Origin of the sequence: Alteromonas sp. BMJM2 (assembly GCF_027257845.1) — a bacterium.
GTDB lineage: Bacteria > Pseudomonadota > Gammaproteobacteria > Enterobacterales > Alteromonadaceae > Alteromonas.
Genome location: NZ_JAPVOT010000014.1, coordinates 71,738 through 97,041, shown reverse-complemented (window position 1 = coordinate 97,041; position 25,304 = coordinate 71,738). Strand labels below are relative to the sequence as shown.

Below are 25,304 nucleotides of genomic sequence, written 5' to 3'. Positions count from 1 at the left end.
GAAGAGGTATTATTCGCCGTCAGCGACGTCGGTTATCTCTTTACCTTTAGCGTCTTCAACTTTAGAAAGTGCTAACAAGCTGTTGTGCAGCGAAATTTGCGTTTCTTCCGTTAGTATTGCCTTAGATTGTCTTTTAACAACAATGTGCGCGTCATTCGCTGGCAATACATCTGCCATTTTCACATTGGTCATAGCAGTATTGATAAGCGAGGAAAGATTGATCTTTTCTGGTTGTACGTTAGCATTTGCAGCAGCGCTTACAAACGCCATAACTGATACACTTGCAAGAAGTAGTTTTTTCATTTTCACACCTAATAAAAATAATTTAATAAAATGTGTTTATTTGTTAACGCGGTTAACAAATAAACATCATAAAAGACTGAAATTAAAAGTTCTTTTCAAATTTCGGGTAAATTGTAGTCAGTTTTAGTAAAGAGTGAAAACGATTAAAAGTATGGCTTGCCATTAGTTTATCTAATGCTATTGTCATTTTCAGGTAACATTGGACCATGAACACGATATGCATCGACGTCTCCCACCATTAAATGCGCTAAAAGCCTTCGAGGCTGCAGCTCGTCACCTGAGTTTTACCAACGCTGCGGATGAACTATTTGTTACGCAAGCAGCGGTGAGCCATCAAATAAAGGCCCTTGAAGAATACTTATCGATGAAGCTATTTCTCAGGCGCAATAGAACATTGCTTCTTACCGAAGAGGGGCAGGCCTATTTTCTTGAGTTGAAAGATATTTTTAAGCATTTACAAGATGCTACTGAACGTTTGCTTGCCAAAGGCAGCAAAGGTGCTATTACGGTGGCTATGCCCCCTAGTTTTGCCAGCCAATGGTTAGTGCCTCGTATTAATAAATTTAGTATTGCGCACCCAGATATTGACGTTCGCATAAAAGCGGTAGATTTTGACGAGGGATTTTTGGCTGACGACGTTGACGTAGCAATTTATTACGGAAAGGGGCGTTGGACAGGATTGCAAGCCGACCAGCTACATCGAGAGTTTTTAACGCCACTTTGCTCACCCATGTTATTTCAAGGGCCAAAGCCGCTTTCAACGCTATCCGACTTACGTCATCACGTGTTGCTTCACGATATGAGCCGAGCTGCCTGGAAAAACTGGTTGAAGCACGTTGATGTGTTGGGGGTGAATGTCAATCACGGGCCGGTTTTTAGTCACTCAATGCTGGTGCTACAAGCGGCTGCGCTAGGGCAGGGGATTGCACTTGGTAACACCATTCTGGCACGCCCAGAAATTGAAGCAGGTCGATTAGTGATGCCTTTTGAAGAGCGCGTTGAGAGTAAAGATGCATTTTATCTCGTGTGTGAAGAGTCTCAGGCTGAGCTAGGTAAAATTGCGGCCTTCAGAGAGTGGATCCTCGCCTTAGTTGAAGAAGAAATGGACAATGTTTGATATTGAAATAAAACGCGCTGACTCTGCCAAAGCGCAACTGATATTAGCCCACGGTGCAGGGGCAGGAAAAGAACACGAGTTTATGCAGACAATGTCTGCGCTTTTCGTTGAGCGACATATTGATGTGGTTTTGTTTAATTTTCCCTACATGCAGACCATCAAAGAAACAGGAAAGCGCCGGCCTCCAGATAAAGCGGATAAATTGCTTCAGCACTTTCATGACGTAGTGGCGCATATTGACACCAGCTGTGTTGAAACTAGCACGCTAAAACACATCGATACTGAGAATAAGCACGCTCCGCTCCCTATTTTCATAGGAGGCAAGTCTATGGGAGGTCGCATGGCAACAATGAGCATTGAAGACATGCCATCAATAAAAGGGGCCGTTGCCTTTGGTTATCCTTTTCATCCGCCGGGGAAACCGGAGAAAACCCGGACTGATCATTTAAAGACTGTGACAAAACCACTGCTTATAGTGCAGGGTGAAAGAGATACTTTTGGCACAAAAGACGAAGTGACAGCGTACGGCCTGTGTCCAACTATCGAACTCGCTTTTTTAGTTGACGGCGATCATAGTTTTAAACCTCGAAAAGCCAGTGGGTTTACCCAAGAAGCTCATTTAAAGACAGCGGTTGATATGGCGTGTGATTTTATTGCCAAAACACTGGAAGCACATGAGGGACCTGTGAATGGCTAAACTAGAGCGAAAAAAAAAGCACCATGAACCAAACGTAGTCTCTACCTCAGCATTTGTTTCACCAACTGGCTTATCATCTTTACCAACAGCAGCTGCATCCTTAGCTAAGATGTACATCATTACCGGTGCGATAATGGCTGGGCTGGCAGTAGTATTGGGCGCCTTTGCGGCACATGGCCTTAAAACGATATTATCGCCCAGCGAGCTAGCCACCTTTGAAACTGGCGTACGCTATCAAATGTATCACGGCTTAGCGCTGTTGTGCTTACCCGGCCTTGCATCATTGTTATCTGCTAAATGGGCAAACCGCATTGCCCTATGTTTTATCACCGGTTGTGTTTTGTTTAGTGGTAGCCTTTATGTATTAGCAACTACTGGTGTTAGATGGTTTGGACCAATTACCCCCCTAGGCGGCGTGTTTTTTATCGCTGGCTGGACTTTATTTGTTGTTGCTCTTGTCAAAGGTGCATCAACTGCCTCGCATACGGTAGCACCATCAAACACGCCCAAAAAAGTTAAAAAGTAAGTTAGGTATTTATCAATGAGCAATAAAAGCGTACTGGCGTACTGTCGGCCCGGATATGAAAATGATACCGCTAACGAGATGACTACTCGTTATGGTGAGGTTGGCCTTTACGGTTATCCTGTATCGCAAAAGAACAGCGGCTTTGTGCTGTATCATCTTTATGATGAAGGGCAGTTAGGTCAAGCAGCTAGCCAATTCGCGGTAAAAGAAACGGTATTTCCCCGTCAGCTGGTAGCGGTGTTTGCTTCACTTGAAGATATAGAGAAAGAAGACCGAGTAGGTCAGGTATTAGCATGCCTGAAAGACATCGAAAAGCCATTCTCTCATTTTGGTGCCATCGATGTTGAATACCCAGATACAGAAGAGGGTAAAACGCTGGCAAAATTTTGTAAAAAATTTACTGTGCCGCTGCGTCAGAGCTTGCGTAAGGCGGGTTGGCTTACCGCTAAAGAAAACACAGGTAAAGCGAAGCTACATCTATTCTTTGAGTCTTTTGAAACCTGTTATATAGGGTATTCTTTGCCAACTCATGCTAGCAAAGACCATTTGGGTATATGCCGCCTGAAGTTTCCAAGCGATGCGCCTAGTCGCTCTACTCTGAAACTAGAAGACGCGTTAGTGAACATGTTGAGTGTTGAGCAGCAACAAAAAGTGTTGCGCAGTGGCGGTAGAGCGGTTGATCTTGGCGCTTGCCCAGGCGGCTGGACTTATCAGCTTGTTAAGCGGGGCATGTATGTCGAGGCTATTGATAACGGTTTAGTGGCTGACACATTAATGCAAACTGGGCTTGTTGAGCATCATGCGGTTGATGGCTTTGCATATAAACCACAATTTGGTCGCGTCGATTTACTAGTGTGTGATATGATAGAGCAACCCGATCGGGTAGCAAAGTTAATGGGTGATTGGCTAGTTAAGCACTGGGCAACACACGCAATTTTTAACTTAAAGCTTCCGATGAAACGCCGCTTTGAGACAGTCGAAGAGGCTGTAGCGTTGATTAAGACGCGATTGAATGCATTGGAAGATGTGTTCTCGGTCAAGGTGAGGCATCTCTACCACGATAGAGATGAGGTTACAGTAACAATAGTGCGCACTTCAAAAGACGAGGTGTGATTTTGTTATTTTTAAATAAAAGTCAGTGGTTTTTAAGTTGCTGATTTTAAAGCAAAAGAATTAATGGTGGCTTGATTTCGTGCAGCCGATTTATCGGTTTGTACTAAAAAAGGTATAAATTTGGTACAGAAATCCTTATAATCCAGCCGATTTTTTACTCTGAACCAATTGAAAGTGAACTAATGTCAGAATTATCTCATTACAGAAACATTGGTATTTTCGCCCACGTAGACGCGGGTAAAACTACCACAACAGAACGTATTTTGAAGCTAACTGGTAAGATCCATAAAACCGGTGAGGTTCACGATGGTGAATCTACTACCGACTTCATGGAACAAGAAGCCGAGCGTGGTATTACTATCCAGTCTGCAGCAGTAAGCTGTTTCTGGAAGGATCACCGTTTCAACGTTATCGATACTCCTGGACACGTTGACTTCACAGTTGAAGTTTACCGTTCACTTAAAGTACTCGACGGCGGTATCGGTGTATTCTGTGGTTCTGGTGGTGTTGAACCACAATCAGAAACTAACTGGCGTTATGCTAACGAATCAGAAGTTGCACGTATCATTTTCGTTAACAAACTAGACCGTATGGGCGCTGATTTCTTCCGCGTTAAAGAGCAAGTACGTAAAGTACTTGGTGCGGTGCCACTAGTTATGACGTTACCTATCGGTATCGAAGATGACTTCGTTGGTGTTGTAGACGTTCTTGAGAAGAAAGCATACGTTTGGGATGACACTGGTCTTCCAGAAAACTACGAAATTAAAGACGTTCCAGAAGACATGGTAGACCTCCTTGAAGAGTACCATGAGCAACTTATCGAAACTGCTGTAGAGCAAGACGATGATCTAATGGAAGCGTACATGGAAGGTGAAACTCCTTCTGTAGAAGATATCAAGCGTTGTATCCGTAAAGGTACTCGTGACCTTGCTTTCTTCCCAACATACTGTGGTTCAGCATTCAAAAACAAAGGTGTTCAATTAGTACTTGACGCTGTTGTTGACTACCTACCATCTCCAACAGAAGTTGACCCTCAGCCTCTAATGGACGAAGAAGGTAATGAAAACGGTAAGCACGCGATTGTTTCTCCAGAAGAAACATTTAAAGCGTTAGCATTCAAAATTATGGATGACCGTTTCGGTGCACTAACATTCGTACGTATTTACTCTGGTAAACTGAACAAGGGTGACACCATCCTTAACTCGTTTACAGGTAAAACTGAACGTGTTGGCCGCATGGTTGAAATGCAAGCTGACGAACGTATTGAACTATCTAGCGCACAAGCGGGTGACATCATCGCTATCGTTGGTATGAAGAACGTTCAAACTGGTCACACGTTGTGCGACCCTAAAGATCCAGTAACTCTTGAACCAATGGTTTTCCCAACTCCAGTAATCTCGATTGCTGTTCAGCCTAAAGATAAAGGCGGAAACGAGAAGATGGGTATTGCTATCGGTAAGATGATTGCAGAAGATCCGTCTTTCCAAGTTGAAACTGATGAAGATTCAGGCGAAACCATCCTTAAAGGTATGGGTGAGCTTCACTTAGACATCAAAGTAGACATTCTTAAGCGTACTTACGGCGTTGACCTTATCGTTGGTCAGCCACAGGTTGCTTACCGTGAAACTATCACGCAAGCCGTTGAAGATAGCTACACGCACAAGAAGCAGTCTGGTGGTTCTGGTCAGTTTGGTAAAATCGACTACCGCATTAAGCCTGGTGAGCAAGGTTCTGGCTTTACGTTCAACTCAACAGTTGTTGGTGGTAACGTACCTAAAGAATTCTGGCCTGCAGTAGAGAAAGGCTTCAAGTCAATGATGGGTGAAGGTGTTCTTGCCGGCTTCCCAGTACTAGACGTTGAAGTTGAACTTTACGACGGTGGATTCCACGCGGTTGATTCATCTGCTATCGCATTTGAAATTGCAGCGAAAGGCGCATTCCGTCAGTCTATTCCAAAGGCAGGTGCACAACTTCTTGAGCCAATCATGAAAGTTGACGTATTTACTCCGGAAGATCACGTTGGTGACGTAATCGGTGACCTTAACCGTCGTCGTGGTATGCTAAGTGACCAAGAAGCTGGTTTAACTGGCGTTCGCATTAAAGCAGACGTACCGTTATCAGAAATGTTTGGTTACATCGGTTCACTACGTACAATGACTTCAGGTCGTGGTCAGTTCTCTATGGAATTCAGCCACTACGCTCCATGTCCAGGTAACGTATCTGACAAAGTTATTGAAGAAGCGAAAGCTCGTAAAGCTGCTAAGTAATTAGCGCTTTACAGCCACCGGTTAACGGTGGCTTCAATAACATTAAAAGCCAGTCTTTATGACTGGTTTTTTTGTATCTTAAGTTTAGTGCGTGTCCATCTTCGATTTACGAATGCTGAGCGTCGCGGGAGCGTTTTTGGTTCGCGAAGTGGTATTGAGCTCAGTTTACGCATTTTGCTTGCGAAGTGATTGCTTCACGCTATTAAAGTGCTGTTTCATCTTGGACGTTACAAGGGGCTTATCGAGGTTGTCATCGCCGCCATACACGCTCTCGTTAAACAGTACCGTCATGGCGTGAAGCGAAGCTTTTGTGCTTCCTTCTAAATAGTTATCTACGTGTTTAAGGTATTGATGAGGTGATAAGTGATGTCGCTTAACGCCAGTATGTTTTTCAACTAAACCGAGTGCGTTTCTATAAATTCGTTGGTATTTAGGTCTGTTAGGCTGTCGTTTTATTGGAAAAAAGTACACCAACAGAATGACGCCGACCACGCTTAAACTAGCAAGAAAGACGGCGGTGATTTTTTTCGTCGTAATTTGACCCAATAGATCTTCTAGCAAGTCTTTTTGCTTATTCGCATCAAAGCCTAAAATCCATTTGCTCCACTGGTAATCCATTTGCCTCATCCAATTTTGAAGCGTCATAAACAACGCACCTTCACTGATGTCGCCCAATAGACCGCTTGTTCTTTTTTCACCAAACTCTGCTAAAGCTTGCTCTAATCCAAAGTTCAAGCGAGACGGCGCTACCATGCTTGTTGGATCATAGCGTTGCCACTGACCATTAATCAGTGCTTCAACCCACGCATGGGCATCGTATTGCCTAACTTGTAGTACGTTGTCATCGAGTTGCTCACCGCCTTGGTAGCCGGTAACCATGCGCGCAGGAACACCTGCTGCGCGAAGGGCAAAGGTCATAGCACTGGCGTAATGGGCACAAAATCCTGCTTTTTCTTCGAACAAGAATGTATCGATAGGATCCACAGGCATGGCGTTAGGTTCAAGCGTGTACGAAAAGCCCTGTTGTCTAAAATAATTCATAATGGCATTAGCTAGCAATTCAGGGGTAGCATGTTGCCTTTTTAGTGCTAGAGCCCATTGTCGGGTTTCATCGTTGGTTGTAGTGGGTATTAAGCTATTTAACTGGCGCTCAAAATCCCCCGCCGCATTGTCAATAGACGCATTGGGTACGTAAGTAAAGTAAAACGACTTTTTACTCATCAGCGGTGTGGATGCGCGCAGCGTGTAGTCAAACTGAGCGTTCGCGAGAATATTATTTTTTTCGTTGTTCGGCACAGACAGTTCTAGGGCAAATAACCAGTTTTGTTTGGTGGGCTCTACAATCATTTCATAATCAGTGACATCGTTTATATCGGCTGATAAAAGCTGTGTTAATGGAGGTGTTTTTTGCAGTAAGGACAGTTGACGTTCAGCTTGTTTACGCCTGTCGCTAATCGACCATGTTTTGCCATCAAAGTCTTCCATAACTAACGCTCGCCAATAGCGCTGTTGAGGTAAAGGGATATCATCATTCGAAGGAAATGTTGCAGTAAAGGCAAGGTCGGAAGATTTGGCTAACGATGCGATGTCGCCTGGCGTAACGGTATCAGAGAGACCGGTTTGTTGGGATTTTGACGTAGGCATTTGCCATAGCGGGGGTAACTGAGGCATGACCAAAAAAAGTAATGCCGCGATGGGGATAGCTTGTAACACCAACGTTGCAACGAATTTCGCACTACTTCTCAGTGGCGTAACAGGACCATGGTAGTAAGCCAATGCAAGCAGTAAAAAAAGTAGTACACCAATATAGCCTAACCACGCAATCATACTTAATGCAGAGATAAATCCACACCCAATAAGAAAGAGGCTGGTACAAAACAGAAGATGAAAATCTCGCTTGCTGTTAAGCAAGATCAGTTTGAGAGCAAAGGCCACAGCAAGTAAATTTATCATGCTATTGAGAAGCCCTATTGAAAAGCCAAACCAAGTTAGGGCAAAAAGTGATAGCACCGCTAAAAGGTTTATGGTGCGAGGGTGTGGCAGTTGGCTGCTTTTTAAATAAACCAGTACTCGCACAACAAGGGCACACATACCAAGCACGATTACCCACACCATTAATTCGTCAGTTAACGTCAACAATAATACGCCATAGGCTACGGCGAGCATCAGATACGACGTGGATTTATGGGAAGTGGAGGGGGTAATTGCCATATCTAACGAGTTAACTACTGCGTTTTGTCGTGTTAAAAAGGCCTTCATGACGATGCACTCTTGTTAACTTTACTACGCTTCTTGGTTTTATTAACCTTCCTAGAATGGACAGCGTTAAAGGTATTCGCTTTTTTTTCAAACGGTGAGCCACCATTGTGCAAACACGCCAAGGCTTTTAAGCATTGATGCGTGTGAGTCTCACCGCTAGAGGGTTTAATATCGATAGACTGGTACTGTATGCCAAATAGGTTTCCTTGCTTACTTTGCTCTATTACGTGAAACGTCAGCAGGCTAATCGCGGTTTCTGTTTCTACATTTGTATCAACAGAAAGTACGTGGTTGCGCTGCTCCGGTTCTTCAAATGCTTTTACTACCCAGTCTCCACTCTTTGCTACCTGCTTCCATACCACCCTATTTAGCGGTTCTCCTGCTTTATAGTCGCTTAAGCTATGAAAATCTGAACCGTTTTGATTCGTCATGCTTGTACTATGGGTACTTTGTTCCGATTCATCGTTTAAAGCAGACACGGTGTTAACGTCACCTTTTAGTGGCTTGGCATACACTACAGTTTCGGCGCTAAAATCGAGATGAGTCCAACATTTATAAAGACCAAGTGGATAGTCACAGGCTAAAGTGAGCCGTGGTAATGAAAACAGGCCTCGCCTTGTTTGAGGGATAGGAATAGTAAGAATTTGAGTTGTGTTTTCGGCCCCGTTGCTCTCTGCTGCGTCCAAAATAAACGGAAATTGCGCTTTGTGTCCAAACCAGCTGGCGACAATATTGCCTTTGCATCGCTTACTACTTGGGAAGTCGCTCTGAGTATTTGAGCTCCGGATAACCTGACTGAGACTATCGCTATAATCTGATTCATCTTGCGGGACAACGGCTAAATGAAAGAAGCCAGTTTGATGGCAGTGAAAGGGAGCCAGCGGCTTTGACTTTACCATTAACCGGGCAAAGTTTTGGTGAGTGTAAAATAGAGTAAGCAGCATAACACTGAGCAATATATAGCTAAGCAGAACCATTAAATTGTTTTGGTAGTTGGTACCGAGTAGAAACAAACACAGAGACATGATGATAAACGCCCAACCAAAGCCGGTGGGCAAAACAAAAATAGTGTTCATTGTTAAACTGTGCTGAGAGGCGGGCGGAATTCGTTTATCCAACCATCTATGGACTAAAGAAAGCCATCGATTTGACAAACGCTCTATTAGCGCGCGACCAAACAAAGATATCACAGTAGTCATGCTCTATTAGGCAGCAAGTGGATCAACACTTTCAAGAAGTCGTCTACTCAATTCATCTGATGGAGAGTGTCCTTTATAGGTCGCGCTTTCGCTATGTGGTGTTGCTGAAAGGCGGTGAGCGGTTATGGCGGTAAATACAGCCTGCACATCTTCTGGTGTAGCAAAGGCTTTGTTAGAGATAAATGCCCACGCCTTAGCGCCTTGTAATAATGCACGGCTAGCGCGCGGTGAAAGCGGGTTAGGGTAGTCCCCGTTGTTGCGACTCTCATTGACTAACATAAGAATATAGTGAATAAGTGCATCGCTGGCGTGTATGTTACTTACCTCTTGCTGCATAGCCTTTAGGCTTGCTTCGTCAATGATTTGTTCAAGGGGGGCTGTTGAATTTGTCTGTTTCAGCATTGCCTTTTCTGCATCCCACTGAGGATAGCCAAGAGAGATCCGCATAAAAAATCTATCGAGTTGGGACTCTGGAAGGGGATAAGTTCCCGATTGTGAGCTAGGGTTCTGCGTGGCAATGACAAAAAAAGGCGAGGGCAGAGAGTGCGTTGTACCATCAATGCTGACTTGGCGCTCCTCCATTGCCTCAAGCAGTGCGCTTTGAGTTTTTGGACTCGCCCTATTGAGCTCATCAGCGAGAACAACCTGACTAAAAATGGGACCATGGCGGAAAGAGAACTGTTTGTTTGTGTCGGTTTCTGAGCTGTGGAAAATATTGACGCCTAGCATATCCGAGGGGAGAAGGTCTGAGGTAAATTGGATGCGTGAGTACTGTAAGCCAAACACCTGTGAAAGGGCGTGTGAGAGTGTCGTTTTTCCCATACCTGGCAAATCTTCTATAAGCAGATGCCCGTTAGCAAGTAAGCAAGTTAATGCCAGTTTAAGCTGGTGCTCTTTGCCAAGAATTTTATTCCCTAAAGCATGTAAACTTTTTTCAATATCTGAACGCATAACTTCGCCACTGTAAATTGTTTATTATTGAGAAAAACGCTCGCGTTTGTCATACCGTAAGCCTTTTATACTTTAAGTACGTTGTTTTCGTTATTTAAGCGCACTGGTTAAATTGACTCATTATGGTAGCAATTATAATAGTAAATAGAGTAGCAACCACATCTATGTTCGTTCTGTTGTGTTTTAATACGCAGGTATATTCCTAAATTACCTAATCACTTATTAATAAGAACGAAACAAGTGTCATTTTGTGCTGCGTAGTCAATCTGGGTTGTCTATAATGGTGCATCTAAAAAAGGAAGTAGTTATGAAAAGCATTGAAATAGATGATGATTTATATGCCTTTATCGCCAGTCAAACAAAGCATATTGGTGAAAGTGCATCTCAAATTTTAAGACGGTTACTGTTGCCTGAAGACGGCGAGGTACTTCATGGTGCTACGGCCGCTTCAGACGCTTTAGAGTTAACCGTTGTATCTGAGGGTGATAAATCTTCTGACAATAATAATGGTAAGGTCCCAAGCGCTAAGTCTAGCAGTGATGACGCGCAGCAGGTTAATGCCAAAAGTTTAGAAAAAAAAGTATCTTCAGTTACTCCATCGTCTAGTGTAGCAACAGGCCGCAGTTCAGCTAAATCAAAGCCTGCGGCGATAAAGGCTTCGGTTTCAAAAGCATCAGCGCAAAATGCAGCGAATGCAAAAACAGCGGTAGCAAAGCAACCCGATGCAGCGAGTGAACCGCAAAGTACTGCTAGCACAAATAGCGAAGTGTTATCTCATGATAAAAACGATATTTTAGAGCTAGTATCAAACAATGCATTATCTACATTTACAAAACGTGTGGATCAGTTTTTGTTCGTTTTAAGTGCAGCGCACAAACTTAATGCAGACAGCTTCGAGCGTGTAGAATCAATTAAAGGCAAAAACCGAACGTACTTTGCAACGAGTAAAGAAGCGCTGCTAGAAAATGGAAGTAGCACAAACCCTAAAGCGATACCGGATAGCGCGTATTGGGTGGTAACTAACAATAATACTGCAAAGAAAGTCAGTATGTTGGAACAGGTTTTGCGTCAGTTGGGCTATACACCAGAAATTATCGCTAGCGTTGTTGCGCGATTCTCTTCTGAAGGCAAATAATCGACTCTATTTCATAAAGGACTAATTCATGGCACTACATCCACAAGCTGGACAACCCGCGGCAAAAGAGCAGCTAATAAACGTTGCTCAACTTGTTAGTCAATACTACAGCTACAAACCCGATATTCGTGACGAGGCACACGCTGTGTCGTTTGGCACGTCGGGTCATAGAGGTACAGCGTCTAACTGCACGTTTACAGACACTCATATAAGTGCGATATGCCAAGCGCTAGTGGAATACAGGGAAAGTGAAGGAATAACTGGACCTCTATATATAGGTAAAGATACCCATGCGCTATCCGAACCCGCCATGGTTACCGCAATAGAAGTGCTTTGTGCTAACGGCGTCGATGTGGTTGTTCAGCGTAGCGACAACGAAAGCTTAGGCTATACACCTACGCCGGTTATTTCGCGAACCATTATTCGCTACAACAGAGAGAATGCGGAGCAAAAAGCAGACGGTATTGTTATTACTCCGTCTCACAACCCTCCAGCAGACGGTGGGTTTAAATATAATCCTCCGCACGGCGGGCCCGCAGATAGTGATGTAACAAAGCAAATTCAAGACAAAGCGAATACCTTTATTGCCGACGGTAATAAAGCCGTTAAAAGAATTGATATTCTTCAAGCACGCGAGCGTAAACTGGTGCGTGAAGAAGATTTTATGGAACCCTACATCGACGACTTAGCCAAGGTTATCGATATGGAAGCGATTGCCAAAGCTAATTTAACACTGGGTACCGATCCCCTTGGTGGCGCTGGGGTAGGCTATTGGTCACGTATCAGTGAAAAATACGGCATTACCATCAAAGTAGTCAATGACAGCGTGGACCCTCAATTTGGGTTTATGCGCCGAGACAAAGACGGCAAGTTGCGTATGGATTGCTCTTCGGCCTATGCAATGGCTGGCCTTATAGAGCTTAAAGATAATTTTGACCTAGCTTGGGGCAACGACCCAGATTTTGACAGGCACGGCATTGTTTGCAAAAGCGTTGGCTTGATGAATCCTAATCACTACCTAGCGGTAGCCATCAATTATCTATACACCTATCGCACCGAGTGGCCAGAGACACTGAAAATTGGCAAAACCCTTGTTTCAAGCAGCATGATAGATCGCGTAGCAAAGAGCCTTGAAAAGCCGTTGGCTGAAATGCCCGTTGGTTTTAAATGGTTTGTAGACGGACTGGCAAATAGCGAAATAGGGTTTGCGGGAGAAGAGAGCGCCGGTGGTATTTTTCTTGAAAGAAATGGCGATACATGGGCGACTGATAAAGATGGCTTTATATTATGTTTACTTGCCGCTGAAATTTTAGCAGTAACGGGCAAAGATCCTGGCGAACACTATATTGCATTAACAGAACAGTTCGCAGCACCCGTATATAATCGCGTTGATGTAGCGGCAACATTAGAGCAAAAACAGAAGTTATCAGCGATGGATGCTTCTGTAGTGTCGAGCGACACATTAGCTGGTGAGCCGATCACAGCTATTCAAACCCATGCACCTGGCAACAATGCAGCGATAGGTGGCGTAAAGGTATCTACTGAAAATGGGTGGTTTGCAGCACGCCCTTCTGGTACAGAGCAAATTTATAAAATATATGCTGAAAGCTTCAAGGGTGAAACTCACTTACAAAATTTGATAGAGGAAGCTGAAGCATTAGTAGGTAAAATTATCGGGTAAAAGGTTAAAAAACAAACAGTTTTTCACTCTGTTTGTAATTTAAATGTTAAAAAGCGCATGAATGCATACGAATTCATGCGCTTTTTTGTTTTTTTAACAAAACAATAACAACATAATCGTTTAAGTGTTGTTATATTAATCTCATATTGTTGACGTATGTTGTAATAAAATTACGTTTTAGAGGGTGCATCCGCACTGTTTAACCTTAGAGTGAGACGCTACATGAACGCAAAAGCGGCAAAAACGCCAACCTCTCCAAAGATTGATAAGGCAGAATTCAAAGCTGCTGTTATCAACCATCTTCATTGTTCGTTGGGTACCGACGAAAACAAAGCAAATAGCCACGCATGGTGGAAAGCGACTTGTGCAGCTATGCAGCAACAAGTACTAGAAGGGCTGCGCAAGACGCAAAAGACCCACTATTTAAACGATACTCGTGCTGTACATTATTTTTCGGCAGAGTTCCTTATGGGTCGTCTACTATCAAATAACCTGCAAAATTTTGGTTTATTTGAAGTTGCCAGTGATGCATTGAAAGAGCTTGGCGTCGATATTTCAGATGTGCTTGAAGAAGAACCGGATATGGCATTAGGCAATGGCGGTTTAGGTCGTCTAGCTGCCTGTTTCATTGATTCATTGGCGACTCTAGAAATGCCGGCAATAGGTTACGGTATTCATTACGAGCACGGTCTTTTCCGTCAAGAAATAAAAAGTGGTGCACAAATTGAGCGTCCAGACAGCTGGCGCGATTACGGCAATCCATGGGAGATTTGTCGCCCAGAATCTACCCAAGAAATATCACTTTACGGTTATGTAGAAACCAAATACGGTGAAAATGGACGTGTTGTAAAAGAGTGGCATCCTGGCTCAATTGTTAAAGGTGTGCCTTGGGATATTCCTGTTGTTGGATACGAAGGTAAAACAGTAAACGTATTGCGCTTGTGGCAGTCGGAAGCATCTGGTTATTTTAACTGGGACGTATTTAACGCTGGTGGTTATGTCGACGCTCAACGTGAAAACGTGCAAGCAGAAACCATATCTAAAGTATTGTACCCGAACGATGAAACTGAGGCGGGTAAAGAGCTTCGACTTATCCAGCAGTACTTCTTCTCGTCGTGCTCGTTAAAAGACATTATTCGTCGTTATAAGCGTGCTCACGGTGACGATTGGAGCCGTTTTGCAGACCAGGTGGTTATTCAGCTAAACGATACGCACCCAGCTATCTCTATTCCTGAATTGATGCGTATTCTTGTAGACCGCGCAGAGCTTAACTGGGATGACGCATGGGCTATTTGTACAAAAGTATTTGCTTACACCAACCACACATTGTTACCTGAAGCGCTAGAAAAGTGGCCTGCAAGAATGATTGAAAAAATCCTTCCTCGTCACTTAGAAATCATTTATGAAATCAATCATCGCTTTATGGCTGAAGTTGATAAGCAGTGGCCTGGCGACAATGCCATGAAAGCAAAGCTTTCTATCATTGAAGAGGGCAGCGAGAAAATGGTGCGTATGGGTAACTTATCAGTTATCGGCTCATTCGCGGTAAATGGTGTAGCAGAAATGCATTCACGCCTGGTTAAAACCTCATTGTTTCCAGAATTTGATGAGTTATACCCTGGTAAGCTAACTAACGTGACCAACGGCATTACGCCGCGCCGCTGGCTTAAAGCGTGTAACCCTGGGCTTTCTAAGCTTATCGATAAAAAAATTGGTGAAGATTGGCCAAAAGATCTCGATAAACTACAGGGCCTAACAAAGTTTGCAAAAAACAAAACTTTCCAAAAACAATTCATGAAAGTGAAATTGGAAAACAAAGAGTTGCTAGCTGAAGAAATCCGCAAATCACTTGATATCGAAGTAGATGTAAACGCTATTTTTGACGTACAAATAAAGCGTCTTCACGAATATAAGCGTCAGCACCTTGCACTGATTTATATTATGGCGCTGTATCGCAGAATTCTTGAAAACCCTGATTATGATATGCACCCTCGTGTGTTTATCTTTGGTGCTAAAGCTGCGCCGGGTTATAAGCTTGCGAAAGATATTATCTTTGCCATTAACAAGGTTGCAGATAAAATCAACAACGACCCTCGCGTCAACGAAAAGCTTAAGATTGCGTTTTTACCAAACTACCGAGTGTCGCTAGCAGAGAAGATGATCCCTGCGGCAGATGTGTCAGAGCAAATAAGTACTGCTGGTAAAGAAGCTTCAGGCACAGGTAACATGAAGCTAGCGCTAAACGGCGCGGTGACCATTGGTACACTGGATGGCGCGAACGTTGAAATTGCTGAAGAAGTAGGCGATGACAACATCTTTATCTTTGGCCTTACAGTAGAAGAAGTTAACGAGCGTAAAGCGGCGGGCTATAATCCACACGACTACTACTACAAAGATGCAGAGATTAAAGCGGTTCTTGACTGGTTAGAAACAGATTACTTCACGCCAGGTAAGCCAGGTGCGCTTGTTTCAATTAAACAAAGCTTACTTGACCATGGCGACCCGTACATGGTGCTTGCAGACTTTAGAGCCTATTCTGATGCGCAAATTAAAGTTGATGCCGCGTACAGAGATAAGGAACGCTGGGCTGAAATGGCTATTACTAATACAGCCAAAATGGGTAAGTTTACTTCAGACCGTTCAATAAAAGACTATGTTGAGCGCGTATGGAAACTTTCACCGTGTAAGATCGAGAGCTAATCGCAACACAACTCGTAAAAAAGCCCGAAAATGGTATCGTTTTCGGGCTTTTTTATTCATCAATTGAAACATTAACATGCTGTCAGTTGCACTAAAATCGATAATGTAGGTTACAATGTAAAGTACTCGCTGATGGGTTTTTACGGTAGTAAAAGCGCTTGCAGCATGTGAATGCTATGCATTTATATAATCAGGTATGCTTTTTAATACGCCTGTGCAGTTGCTACATTAGGTTTTGAGTGTTCCTATAGACCTAGTAGTTGTTTTAGTACCTCGTAGCTATAGAGCGCAAGGAAACTTCATGAGTCCAATTCACACTTCACTTGCCACTATTCCTAACAGATTCGCATTTATCGATAGCGTTTCAAAAGTGGCGTCTCAGTGTTCTGAGCTCTCGCTAATGCTCGTTGATGTTGTAAGATTTTCTGATGTCACCACTAGTTTAGGGATCCACGTAGGTGATCAGTTCCTCTTAAAAATCGCTAATAGAATTCAAAAGCTGTTCGGTAGCAACGTATCCATAGGTCGGATTAGTGGTGATGTATTTGGTATTGTCTTTCCCAATGTGAGTAACGAAGCAACGCTACGCGGCTCTTTTGAGCACTTAGTGGAGCACTTTAAAGTACCGATGTATCATGAAGACACTGCCTTTATGGCAGATTTCAATGTAGGCGTTGTGTGTAGTAACGAAACTCACTGGGTAAACAGCACTACTCACAAACCCAGTTTTGATATCACTGCGTTTGTCTCTCGAGCCGAGGCTGCGTTAAAACAAGCCAAAGAAAATAAATATGAGAACTTTTTCTCGTTAGCGCTAAAAGATAAAACCGATACGGGAAGAAGTTTGGCACTAAAAGCCGATCTGAAGCGTGCGCTGGCGCAAAACGAGCTAGAGCTTTACTATCAACCTAAAGTTGATTTGGAAAACTTGAGCGTTGTGGGAGCAGAGTGCTTACTACGATGGAATCATCCACTCGACGGCCTACTATTCCCAGGGCCGCTGATTGAAGCCGCTGAGTCTTACAATATGATGAACGAGTTGGGCTACTGGACCCTAGAGCAGGCGTTTAGAACGCTCGCTGAGTTTGATGCGCAGCGCCTTTCTTTATCACTCTCGGTGAATATCTCGCCTACACAGCTTTACGATAATCAGCTTATTCCTACACTACATATGCTTAGTAGGTCATATAGTATTTCCATGACACGCCTTGAACTTGAACTGACAGAAGATATTGCGCTGTCTAATTCATTGATGGTGAAAAAGCAGCTTGACGAACTCCGAAGCCTTGGCATTTCAATTTCTGTGGATGATTTTGGTAAAGGCTATTCTAACCTTGCTTACATAAGAGACTTGCATTTAGACGCGCTTAAAATAGATAAGGCGTTTGTGATGGAGTTAGAAAACGGCGATGTTAATAGAGCCATTATTGAAGCGGTTAAGATTATTGGCGAGGCTAAGGGCTGTAGGGTAGTGGCAGAAGGTGTAGAAACCGTAGAGCAGCTGCATATTTTACGAGAAATTGGCATTGGAGAAGGTCAGGGTTACTTGTTTTCTAAAGCCGTGCCGTTTAAACACTTTGTATCTCTTGCACAACAAGAAATCATTATTGGTAGTTCACCCACTCGCAAAAAGGCCTAATTGTTAAGTGTGCCTAAAAATATTGCCAGATCACATTGGCGTACATTTTTTGTAACTATTTTTTTTAGATCTCTTCTCAGCAATTCAGTAACACAGCGACGTTCTGTGATATAACCTTTATTTCCGATAAAAATAATATGGCTTATATAAAAGCTGGTTTGACGTTGTGTTGTTCATTTGAATCACTGAAGGGATAAAAATATGGATATTGCTTTAAATTACTTGTTTTCGTACCAAGCGTTCTTGTTAATACTGGTTGTTGTATTACTTAAAACGTCTGTTAAATTTGTGCCGCAAAATAGGGCATACATTATTTCTCGGTTTGGGAAGTACAATACTACCCTGGAAGCCGGTCTTAATTTTATCTTTCCCTTCATCGATACTGTAGCCGCTGACCGTTCTTTAAAAGAGCAGGCTGAAGACGTACCAGAGCAATCTGCAATTACAAAAGACAACATTACTCTAAGCGTTGATGGCGTATTGTATTTTCGAGTAGTAGACCCTTATAAAGCCACTTACGGCGTTGAAAATTACACCTTTGCGGTAAAGCAGTTAGCTCAAACCACCATGCGTTCTGAGCTGGGGAAAATGGAGCTGGATAAAACTTTCGAAGAGCGTGACTTGTTGAACACTAACATAGTGTCGGCACTAAATGACGCCGCAGCGCCTTGGGGTGTTCAGGTATTACGTTACGAGCTTAAAGACATTAACCCGCCAAACTCTGTGCTTGATGCCATGGAGCAGCAGATGAAAGCGGAGCGATTAAAGCGTGCGCAAATTCTAGAGTCGGAAGGTGACAGACAAGCTGCAATCAACCGAGCAGAAGGTGAAAAGCAGTCAATTGTACTGGCCGCTCAGGCTGAAAAAGAAGAACAAATTCTTAAAGCGCAAGGTGAGGCTGAAGCAATTATTCAAGTGGCGAGGGCTGATGCTGAGGCCATTGAAACTGTAGGTAGAGCGGCGGCTACCGAAGATGGTCAAAAGGCGGTGCAGCTAGACTTAGCCAAAGGTGCTATTAAAGCGAAAGAGCAAATTGCTAAAGAAAGCTCACTTATATTGCTACCAGATGGTGCTACTGAAATTGGTAACGTGGTTGCCCAAGCGATGGCCATAGCAAATAAGATTGGTCAAAAGGTCGATTAGCATTATGGCGAGCTTAGAAAATATCGAAAATATTGAAAGTTATCTGCTTGCGTTAGGCTTGGTCTTAATGATTGGTGAGTTGTTACTTGGCTTTTCAGTTATATTACTTTTTACGTTGGGATTGTCTTTATTGATAACCTCAGGGCTAGTGTATTTAGACGTATTTGAGCCCAGCCTACTAAACTTATTTATCGCAGTATCTGTGTTAGATACCGTGTTGATGGTGTTGCTATGGAAGCCAATGAAATATCTTCAGCGGGATAAAACTCCTCGGGCTGTAAAAAGCGATCTTGTGGGCAACGTTATTGAGCTTACTCAAGACACAGGGCCTACCCAAGCATCTACGGTGCACTATTCTGGTGTGACTTGGAAGGTAAAGTGTAACGAATCGCTACCCGCTGGAACGAAAGTGGTTATAGAGGATGTGGAAGTGGGTAGCATTACCGTTAAGTCGAATATTACTGGGTAAACACCCTAAAATAGAGCAAATACTTGCATCATCCATTAAAGAGGGTTCAGGTTATTTAGCACACCGTGCGCTTGTCAGTCGTTAGCAAGTGGTGTGCTTTACGCTCGATATACAGTAAATGTGGGCTTTTATCGTTGAAAACGTGCTTTTGAATTAACGGATAGTTAAACTATCACTATTCTTTTTCAACACGGTTGAACTATGCAACAACTCATCGATAGTGGACACTTTCTTGCGTTATCCAGACGCTCTCCTTCGTTATTCTCAGCGCCAATCACATTTGAATTACCAAACACCAGCGGTGTTGTACGCGTAGTTATTACAGCGCCGGGGATCATTAGCTTCTATCCTGAAAAGAGCACGCCGAATAAGAAAAACGTTGTGTTGTCCTGTGGCGTACACGGTAACGAAACGGCGCCTATCGAAATTTGCGATGAGATAGTTCAGCATATTCTAACGGGTAAGCTCACGCTCTCGCACAATGTATTGTTCTTGTTCGGCAACCTACCCGCTATGGATATTGCAGAGCGCTTTGTTGAAGAAAACATGAACCGCTTGTTCAGCGGTGCACACTCTAAAGGAGAAGGATTAGTAAACAGCGAGCGCAAGAGAGCTAAAGCGCTAGAAGATGCCGTTGCCAATTTCTTTAATGAGAACAGTGGCGAGCGCCTTCATTACGACCTGCATACTGCTATACGAGCCTCGAAAAACGAAAAGTTTGCAGTATATCCTTATTTACATGAACGTAAGCACAGTAAAGAGCAGCTTGCCTTTTTAGCCGCCTGTGGGGTGAAAACCATACTGCTATCTGAAAGTGCTACGACGACATTTAGCTATTACTCTTCGTATTACCATAATGCTCACGCTTTCACCGTTGAACTTGGAAAGGTTCAGCCGTTTGGGCACAACGATATGGCTCGCTTTGCTGACGCTAAAGCCGCGTTTATAAGCCTAATTACTGAAGACGATTTTGCACCAACCGTTGAGATTGAAGAGCTTGATATTTATCGTGTTAATCAGGTGATCAATCGACAGGAAGCGCAGTTTAGTCTGCACTTTGATGACGACACGCCTAATTTTACCGATTATGCAAAAGGCACGGTATTAGCGTCTGAGCCCAGTACGCAGTACATCGCACAAGAAGATGGTGAAGCCATCGTATTTCCTAATGCCCAGGTGGCTATTGGACAACGAGCACTGCTTACTGTTGTACCAACCAAATTGGAAAGCTTTGATGAACTGGAAAAGCAAGATGTTTAAGTTAGACAGCCGTTTACACAATGATACATTTTTTGTCTGTGACTTAACCCTTTGTCGTGTATTGTTGATGAATGACAAGCAGTTTCCGTGGCTTATTTTAGTGCCTATGCGCGATAACATTGCTGAAATTATTGACTTGTCTGAGCACGAGCAGCAGACGCTTCTTAAAGAATCAGCCACGGTGTCGAAAGTTATGCTTCAGCTATTTTCACCCTACAAGCTCAATGTAGGGGCGTTAGGTAATGTGGTTAGGCAACTTCATGTGCATCATGTTGCGCGTTTTGAGACTGACGTAGCATGGCCGAAGCCGGTTTGGGGCAATCAACCACCCATTACGTACGCTGATGCTGAAGCGAGTGCGTTGTTAGCAACATTAAAACAGGCGCTAAGCGAATAAAAAGAAGCAAAACGCGTCAATTACAATTCACTACTTTTAAATGGAGTTATTATGATCATCTCAACTACGCCGACACTTGAAGGCCACAAAATAGATAGCTACTGCGGCATTGTTGTTGGCGAAGCCGTTATGGGAGCCAACGTTTTTAAAGACCTATTTGCTTCTATCAGAGACATTGTGGGTGGGCGCTCTGGTTCGTACGAAGAAGAGCTTACTACCGCGAGAAAACTTGCTTTTAGTGAACTTGAGCACGAAGCTCGCGCGATGGGCGCAAACGCGGTAGTGGGGATAGATTTAGATTATCAGGTGATTGGGGACAAAGGCAGTATGCTGATGGTGAGTATCAGTGGTACTGCGGTAAAGACAACCCCACGGTAAACTGCAAATAAATGTTTTATTTGAACTGAAACGCTGCGGGTTACGCAGCGTTTTTCTTACCAATCGTCGTCTTCATCATCATCAAATCCATTTGAGCGCTTCTTTCCCTCTGAGTTGCCAGCGGATCTATCACTGCTTTTGCTATCATCAACAGGCTTAGACGGCGTGGGAAACTTAAATTTAGCGCTGTATTTTAATAAGGTTATGTTGCCAACAACCACCCCTAATACCAATACAACGATTACGATTACCCAAATTGTGTCCATGCTAATTCTCAGTTGCGTAGTGAATGTGAAAATGAAAAGCGCTTTAAATTAACCTGGCTAGGCGTCGTTTTAAAATCGACTTGATAAGCAGTTATATAGGCACATTTACAAGCACTTACATGAGCACTTACATGATTACTATCATGAGCACTTACACGAGCACTTACATGAGCGCTTGTATCAGCAATGCAATGTTTCACATCGTTATGAGCCGTTATTAAGCACGTAGCGATTATATAAATAAGGCAAATCAGGTAGTACCGTGTCTTTACCCAGCATATCGCTATGCGTTAGGGCACTGGTAAACGCCTTCAAGTTTCGAGACTGCTCAAAGTCGTTAGCAGTAGCGTTGTGACTTAAATGCCAAGGCTCACAAGCAACACCGCCTTTATGCTCGCTAAAAGGTCTAAAAAAACCAAACTCAGCCATATTATCCTCAAGCCAGCAGGCAAGTAAATAACACGGGCCATCCGGCTGGTATTCTTGTTCTATCAACTCGAAAGTACCGCTCCACTGATGCACCGATGCTCTATCAAAAACGTCTAAATCGGTGCCCCAATGATGACGACTGGCGCCGGGTAATGCAGACCATGTTAAAATAGCGTGCAGTTTATCGGTATCTAATAGCGCGGTGTTATCAAGTACTTTGCCGTTTGCATCGCGCAGTATTGCCTCACCACGCCACTTTTTATTAAATATAGCAAGCTGGCGCTCAAAGCTGCGAAAGCTGCTGACTATTTGTAGGTCGATACCGTCTCTATGGGCTTTTTGCTGCATAGCGGTAAAAGCCAATTGCACGGTAGGGTGAAGCAAATGGCCGTGGCCAGCATCCACTAGGTGCTGGTTGTGCTGACCTAGCCATTGTTCATTAGGTACTTTGCGAGTCATTAGTTAGCAAGCAAGCGTTCGAGTATACCGAAGTACATATCGGCGAGTTGCTCTAGGTCAGACATTTTTACGCACTCATCTATTTTATGGATGGTGGCGTTGACAGGGCCTAGTTCAATCACTTGTGCGCCTGTTGGTGCAATAAATCGACCGTCTGATGTACCGCCTGCGGTTGATAGCACGGTAGGCGTCCCCTTCACTGACTCAATAGCACCTTGAGTTGCTTCAAGCAGGGCGCCAGAGTCAGTGAGAAATGGCTGTCCGTTAAAGGTCCACTTTATATCGTAGTCGAGCTCGTGTTTGTCTAAAATCGCTCTTGTGCGCTCAATAAGTATGTCGTTTGTCACTTCAGTAGAAAAACGGAAGTTAAAACAAACGTGAAGCTCGCCAGGGATCACATTACCGGCACCTGTACCGCCGTGAATGTTTGAGATTTGAAAACTAGTAGGCGGAAAAAATGCATTGCCGTTATCCCAATGAGACTTGGCCAGCTCATCAAGTGCAGCAGCCGCTAGGTGCACGGGGTTTTTCGCAAGATGTGGGTAGGCTACGTGGCCTTGAATACCTTTTACGATAAGATCGCCAGTGAGAGAGCCTCGGCGTCCGTTTTTGACAATATCACCCACATTATCGGTAGATGATGGCTCGCCGACTAAACACCAGTCAATTTTTTCATTACGGGCTTCAAGGGTATCAATGACGCGGGTTGTACCGTTTATAAAAGGGCCTTCTTCATCACTGGTAATTAAAAACGCGATACTTCCCTTGTGCTCAGGGTATTTGTTAACAAACTCCCTAGTGGCTACGAGCATAGCCGCAAGGCTTCCCTTCATGTCTGCTGCGCCGCGCCCGTGTAAATAACCATCTATTTCAGTGGCGACGAAGGGCGATGTTTTCCATGCGCTTTCAGGGCCACTTGGCACTACATCGGTATGTCCTGCAAAGCAAAAAAGTGGCTCCTCTGTGTTGCGTCTCGACCATAAATTAGTGGTATCGTCGAACACCATAGTTTCATTATCAAAACCAAGTTCACCAAGAAATGCTTTCATTGCGTCCTGACAGTCAGCATCGTCTGGTGTAACCGAGCGCCGATTAATCAGGTTTTTAGCAATATCAATAACAGAGTCGTTTAGCAAAATATTTCCTCGTACTGAGCAGGTTTAAAACCAATATGAAAAGTATCGTTAGTAATTAAAATAGGGCGCTTTATCATTGCGGGATGAAGCTCTAGAAGCGCCAGCGCTTTATCTTTGTCGATAGTCGCTTTTTCTGCCTCATCTAACTGTCTGTAAGTAGTGCCTCGCTTATTCAGCATGGCTTCCCAACCTAGATGAGTTTCAGCACGTGCTAAAAATTCAGCACTAACGCCGTCTTTTCGATAATCGTGAAAGGTAAAGTTAATCTCCTTCTCCGCTAACCACTTTTTTGCTTTTTTAATGGTGTCGCAATTAGGGATACCATACATAACTGTGCTCATAATATTAATTCCGTACTTCTGAATATAATGGATAGACTAAGACCGTAAATAAGCTCGAGAAATCTTAACGCTGTTGCGTAATATTGATGAAAATCGTTAATTCATTACACAAATAAGGTGAGCAATGGGTCTTCAACAGCTTCTACGTATTTTCTGTTGGTAGGCATAACACCCAGCAAAGCATGAGCGTTAAGTAATGTCATGATGCACACATTCTCTACTCCCTGCTGCTTAAGCCAGCCCGTATTTACGGTAAATAATACCGCACCTGCTTTAAATGTTGAACCGCGCTTTACATGGCAATTAAATTGAGCACCGTGAAGATGCTGGGTGCTTTCTCCGAACTTTATCAAGCACTTCAACCCTACGCTTGATTTAATTTCAATGGCGTAATCTAGGGGCGTAACGCGGGTGCAGATACCATTAAAAGGCGCTTTAATGCTAGAGGAAGAAGCGCTTATTACGGCGCCAGGGCCAAAGTAACCCTGAGTGTAAAACGTGCCATCAATTGAATTAAGGTGCCGTACTTGCCCGCTTACAGGAGAGGCGATGTCGAAAGACTTTTTAAATTGGTCTGGGGGAGCAGAAAGTAGCTGGCCTTTCTTCACGGCTATTGAATTCCGTTAACGGTATAGCCTGCCTTCTTCAATGCTTTCACAGCATCATCAAGTTTGTTGTCTTTCACTAAAAAGAAGTCGGTGTCGAAAGTGGAAACAACAAATATAGCGACTTTTACCGCCGCCAACACCTGTCCCAACTCAGCCATAATACCTACCATTGAAAGGTGAAGTGGGCCGAGTAGTTCTAATGCTCGCCAATTTTCATCGCTGTCAACAGAGTCGACTTCCACCGATTCAGGAACAACAATAGACAGTTCATCTTCGGTCTTTCCAAGAAAGAATAGGGGGCTATTTAGCACGGAAGACGGAATGCTCGTGTCGGGATCTAAGCTGTGAATAGTGAATAACGAATCGTGAACTAAAAGTGTTTGTTTAGGCATGAATAATCAATAAACGTGAATACTTCAAACATATCCACATTAAACCATTAACTGTGATTAAGTGTCACGTGTTATCCACTTAATCTGTGGATAAGTTTGTTGAGTAGTTTGGGGTCTTTGTTTAAGTTATTGATTTTAAAGTTTAAAATAAACTGTACAAACAATGCGCAGTGGATAACATTATGGGTTTTGCAAGCATTTTCCACAGGCTGTGTCTACAACCAAAATCAAAAATGTTTATATATTTTGCAATTTCTTAGCTTGACATTGGCTCTCTTCATTATGTGTTTTGCTCTGCATTAGCTCATTGCCTTAAGCGCGATCAAGGGAGAAAAGGCCCTCAGTATTTTGCATAAATAGGCTACACTACTTTATAACTATGAAGACCTTGCCTAGGCTGAGACAGCCTAATAAATGGCGGCGATGATGTGAAGGAGAG

Annotated in this window: 24 protein-coding genes; 14 read left to right on the top strand and 10 right to left on the bottom strand. The window is 43.5% G+C overall.

The genetic code is table 11. The features are described 5' to 3' along the window. Positions 1-9 precede the first annotated feature (9 nt). Complete coding sequence (locus O9X84_RS14500) at positions 10-303, bottom strand: hypothetical protein (RefSeq protein WP_269520425.1); 294 nt, start codon at positions 301-303, stop codon at positions 10-12. Positions 304-520: 217 nt separating this feature from the next. Here O9X84_RS14500 and O9X84_RS14495 point away from each other — a divergent pair, with 217 nt between their 5' ends. The 5 genes from O9X84_RS14495 (at position 521) to fusA (ending at position 6,023) form a co-directional block, all read left to right on the top strand. Then, positions 521-1,420 (top strand): transcriptional regulator GcvA, encoded by a 900-nt coding sequence (locus O9X84_RS14495; protein ID WP_269520424.1) that lies wholly within the window; start codon positions 521-523, stop codon positions 1,418-1,420. Continuing rightward, positions 1,413-2,117 (top strand): alpha/beta family hydrolase, encoded by a 705-nt coding sequence (locus tag O9X84_RS14490; RefSeq protein ID WP_269520423.1) that lies wholly within the window; start codon positions 1,413-1,415, stop codon positions 2,115-2,117. Before O9X84_RS14495 ends, O9X84_RS14490 begins: the two co-directional genes overlap by 8 nt. A gap of 109 nt (positions 2,118-2,226) precedes the next feature. Further along, positions 2,227-2,643, top strand: a complete 417-nt coding sequence (locus tag O9X84_RS14485) for a DUF423 domain-containing protein (protein ID WP_269520447.1) — start codon at positions 2,227-2,229, stop codon at positions 2,641-2,643. A 15-nt stretch (positions 2,644-2,658) separates the two neighbouring features. After that, positions 2,659-3,756, top strand: coding sequence for a 23S rRNA (cytidine(2498)-2'-O)-methyltransferase RlmM (gene rlmM, locus O9X84_RS14480; protein WP_269520422.1), 1,098 nt, complete (start codon positions 2,659-2,661; stop codon positions 3,754-3,756). A 182-nt stretch (positions 3,757-3,938) separates the two neighbouring features. Next, positions 3,939-6,023, top strand: coding sequence for an elongation factor G (gene fusA, locus O9X84_RS14475; protein ID WP_269520421.1), 2,085 nt, complete (start codon positions 3,939-3,941; stop codon positions 6,021-6,023). Positions 6,024-6,188: 165 nt separating this feature from the next. Here the strand turns inward: fusA and O9X84_RS14470 are convergent, their stop codons facing one another. Genes O9X84_RS14470 through O9X84_RS14460 form a run of 3 tightly spaced genes read right to left on the bottom strand, consistent with a single transcriptional unit; the run spans position 6,189 to position 10,432 of the window. Then, on the bottom strand, positions 6,189-8,282 hold the full coding sequence (locus tag O9X84_RS14470; protein WP_269520420.1) for a transglutaminase family protein: 2,094 nt from the start codon (positions 8,280-8,282) through the stop codon (positions 6,189-6,191). Further along, positions 8,279-9,472 carry a DUF58 domain-containing protein gene (locus O9X84_RS14465; RefSeq protein WP_269520419.1) on the bottom strand — a complete coding sequence of 398 codons (1,194 nt, stop codon included), beginning with the start codon at positions 9,470-9,472 and terminating at the stop codon, positions 8,279-8,281. The genes O9X84_RS14470 and O9X84_RS14465 overlap by 4 nt, the downstream gene beginning before the upstream one ends. A 15-nt stretch (positions 9,473-9,487) precedes the next feature. Beyond that, entirely contained in the window at positions 9,488-10,432 is a 945-nt protein-coding gene (locus tag O9X84_RS14460; protein ID WP_269520418.1) for an AAA family ATPase, read from the bottom strand. 307 nt (positions 10,433-10,739) lie between these two features. On the opposite strand from O9X84_RS14460, the gene O9X84_RS14455 reads away from it, so the two are divergent. From O9X84_RS14455 to O9X84_RS14415, 9 genes are all read left to right on the top strand, one after another. Continuing rightward, positions 10,740-11,567 (top strand): SeqA protein, encoded by an 828-nt coding sequence (locus O9X84_RS14455; RefSeq protein WP_269520417.1) that lies wholly within the window; start codon positions 10,740-10,742, stop codon positions 11,565-11,567. 28 nt (positions 11,568-11,595) lie between these two features. After that, positions 11,596-13,248: a phosphoglucomutase (alpha-D-glucose-1,6-bisphosphate-dependent) gene (gene pgm, locus O9X84_RS14450; protein ID WP_269520416.1), complete on the top strand. Its 1,653-nt coding sequence runs from the start codon at positions 11,596-11,598 to the stop codon at positions 13,246-13,248. A 222-nt stretch (positions 13,249-13,470) separates the two neighbouring features. Beyond that, positions 13,471-15,948, top strand: coding sequence for a glycogen/starch/alpha-glucan phosphorylase (locus O9X84_RS14445; RefSeq protein WP_269520415.1), 2,478 nt, complete (start codon positions 13,471-13,473; stop codon positions 15,946-15,948). A gap of 301 nt (positions 15,949-16,249) precedes the next feature. Then, positions 16,250-17,587 carry a putative bifunctional diguanylate cyclase/phosphodiesterase gene (locus tag O9X84_RS14440; protein ID WP_269520414.1) on the top strand — a complete coding sequence of 446 codons (1,338 nt, stop codon included), beginning with the start codon at positions 16,250-16,252 and terminating at the stop codon, positions 17,585-17,587. Between the two features lie 201 nt (positions 17,588-17,788). Beyond that, positions 17,789-18,730, top strand: a complete 942-nt coding sequence (locus O9X84_RS14435) for a slipin family protein (protein ID WP_269520413.1) — start codon at positions 17,789-17,791, stop codon at positions 18,728-18,730. A 4-nt stretch (positions 18,731-18,734) separates the two neighbouring features. Continuing rightward, complete coding sequence (locus O9X84_RS14430; protein WP_269520412.1) at positions 18,735-19,199, top strand: NfeD family protein; 465 nt, start codon at positions 18,735-18,737, stop codon at positions 19,197-19,199. 201 nt (positions 19,200-19,400) lie between these two features. Further along, positions 19,401-20,459 carry a succinylglutamate desuccinylase gene (astE, locus tag O9X84_RS14425; protein WP_269520411.1) on the top strand — a complete coding sequence of 353 codons (1,059 nt, stop codon included), beginning with the start codon at positions 19,401-19,403 and terminating at the stop codon, positions 20,457-20,459. Next, a complete protein-coding gene (locus O9X84_RS14420; RefSeq protein ID WP_269520410.1) occupies positions 20,452-20,856 on the top strand; it encodes an HIT domain-containing protein in 405 nt (134 codons plus the stop codon). The genes astE and O9X84_RS14420 overlap by 8 nt, the downstream gene beginning before the upstream one ends. 51 nt (positions 20,857-20,907) lie before the next feature. Next, positions 20,908-21,234 carry a heavy metal-binding domain-containing protein gene (locus O9X84_RS14415; protein ID WP_269520409.1) on the top strand — a complete coding sequence of 109 codons (327 nt, stop codon included), beginning with the start codon at positions 20,908-20,910 and terminating at the stop codon, positions 21,232-21,234. Positions 21,235-21,290: 56 nt separating this feature from the next. Here O9X84_RS14415 and O9X84_RS14410 read toward each other — a convergent pair whose 3' ends face one another. From O9X84_RS14410 to O9X84_RS14385, 6 genes are all read right to left on the bottom strand, one after another. Further along, positions 21,291-21,500 (bottom strand): DUF2897 family protein, encoded by a 210-nt coding sequence (locus O9X84_RS14410; RefSeq protein ID WP_269520408.1) that lies wholly within the window; start codon positions 21,498-21,500, stop codon positions 21,291-21,293. Positions 21,501-21,704: 204 nt separating this feature from the next. Further along, the gene (locus O9X84_RS14405; protein ID WP_269520407.1) at positions 21,705-22,388 is read right to left on the bottom strand and encodes a M15 family metallopeptidase; all 684 of its coding nucleotides are present in this window, start codon (positions 22,386-22,388) and stop codon (positions 21,705-21,707) included. Beyond that, positions 22,388-23,524, bottom strand: a complete 1,137-nt coding sequence (gene dapE, locus O9X84_RS14400) for a succinyl-diaminopimelate desuccinylase (protein WP_269520406.1) — start codon at positions 23,522-23,524, stop codon at positions 22,388-22,390. The genes O9X84_RS14405 and dapE overlap by 1 nt, the downstream gene beginning before the upstream one ends. After that, positions 23,518-23,865 (bottom strand): ArsC family reductase, encoded by a 348-nt coding sequence (locus tag O9X84_RS14395; protein ID WP_269520405.1) that lies wholly within the window; start codon positions 23,863-23,865, stop codon positions 23,518-23,520. Before O9X84_RS14395 ends, dapE begins: the two co-directional genes overlap by 7 nt. A gap of 104 nt (positions 23,866-23,969) precedes the next feature. Then, complete coding sequence (locus O9X84_RS14390) at positions 23,970-24,473, bottom strand: PTS sugar transporter subunit IIA (protein WP_269520404.1); 504 nt, start codon at positions 24,471-24,473, stop codon at positions 23,970-23,972. Between the two features lie 2 nt (positions 24,474-24,475). Further along, entirely contained in the window at positions 24,476-24,865 is a 390-nt protein-coding gene (locus O9X84_RS14385) for an ACT domain-containing protein (protein WP_269520403.1), read from the bottom strand. Positions 24,866-25,304 lie beyond the last annotated feature (439 nt).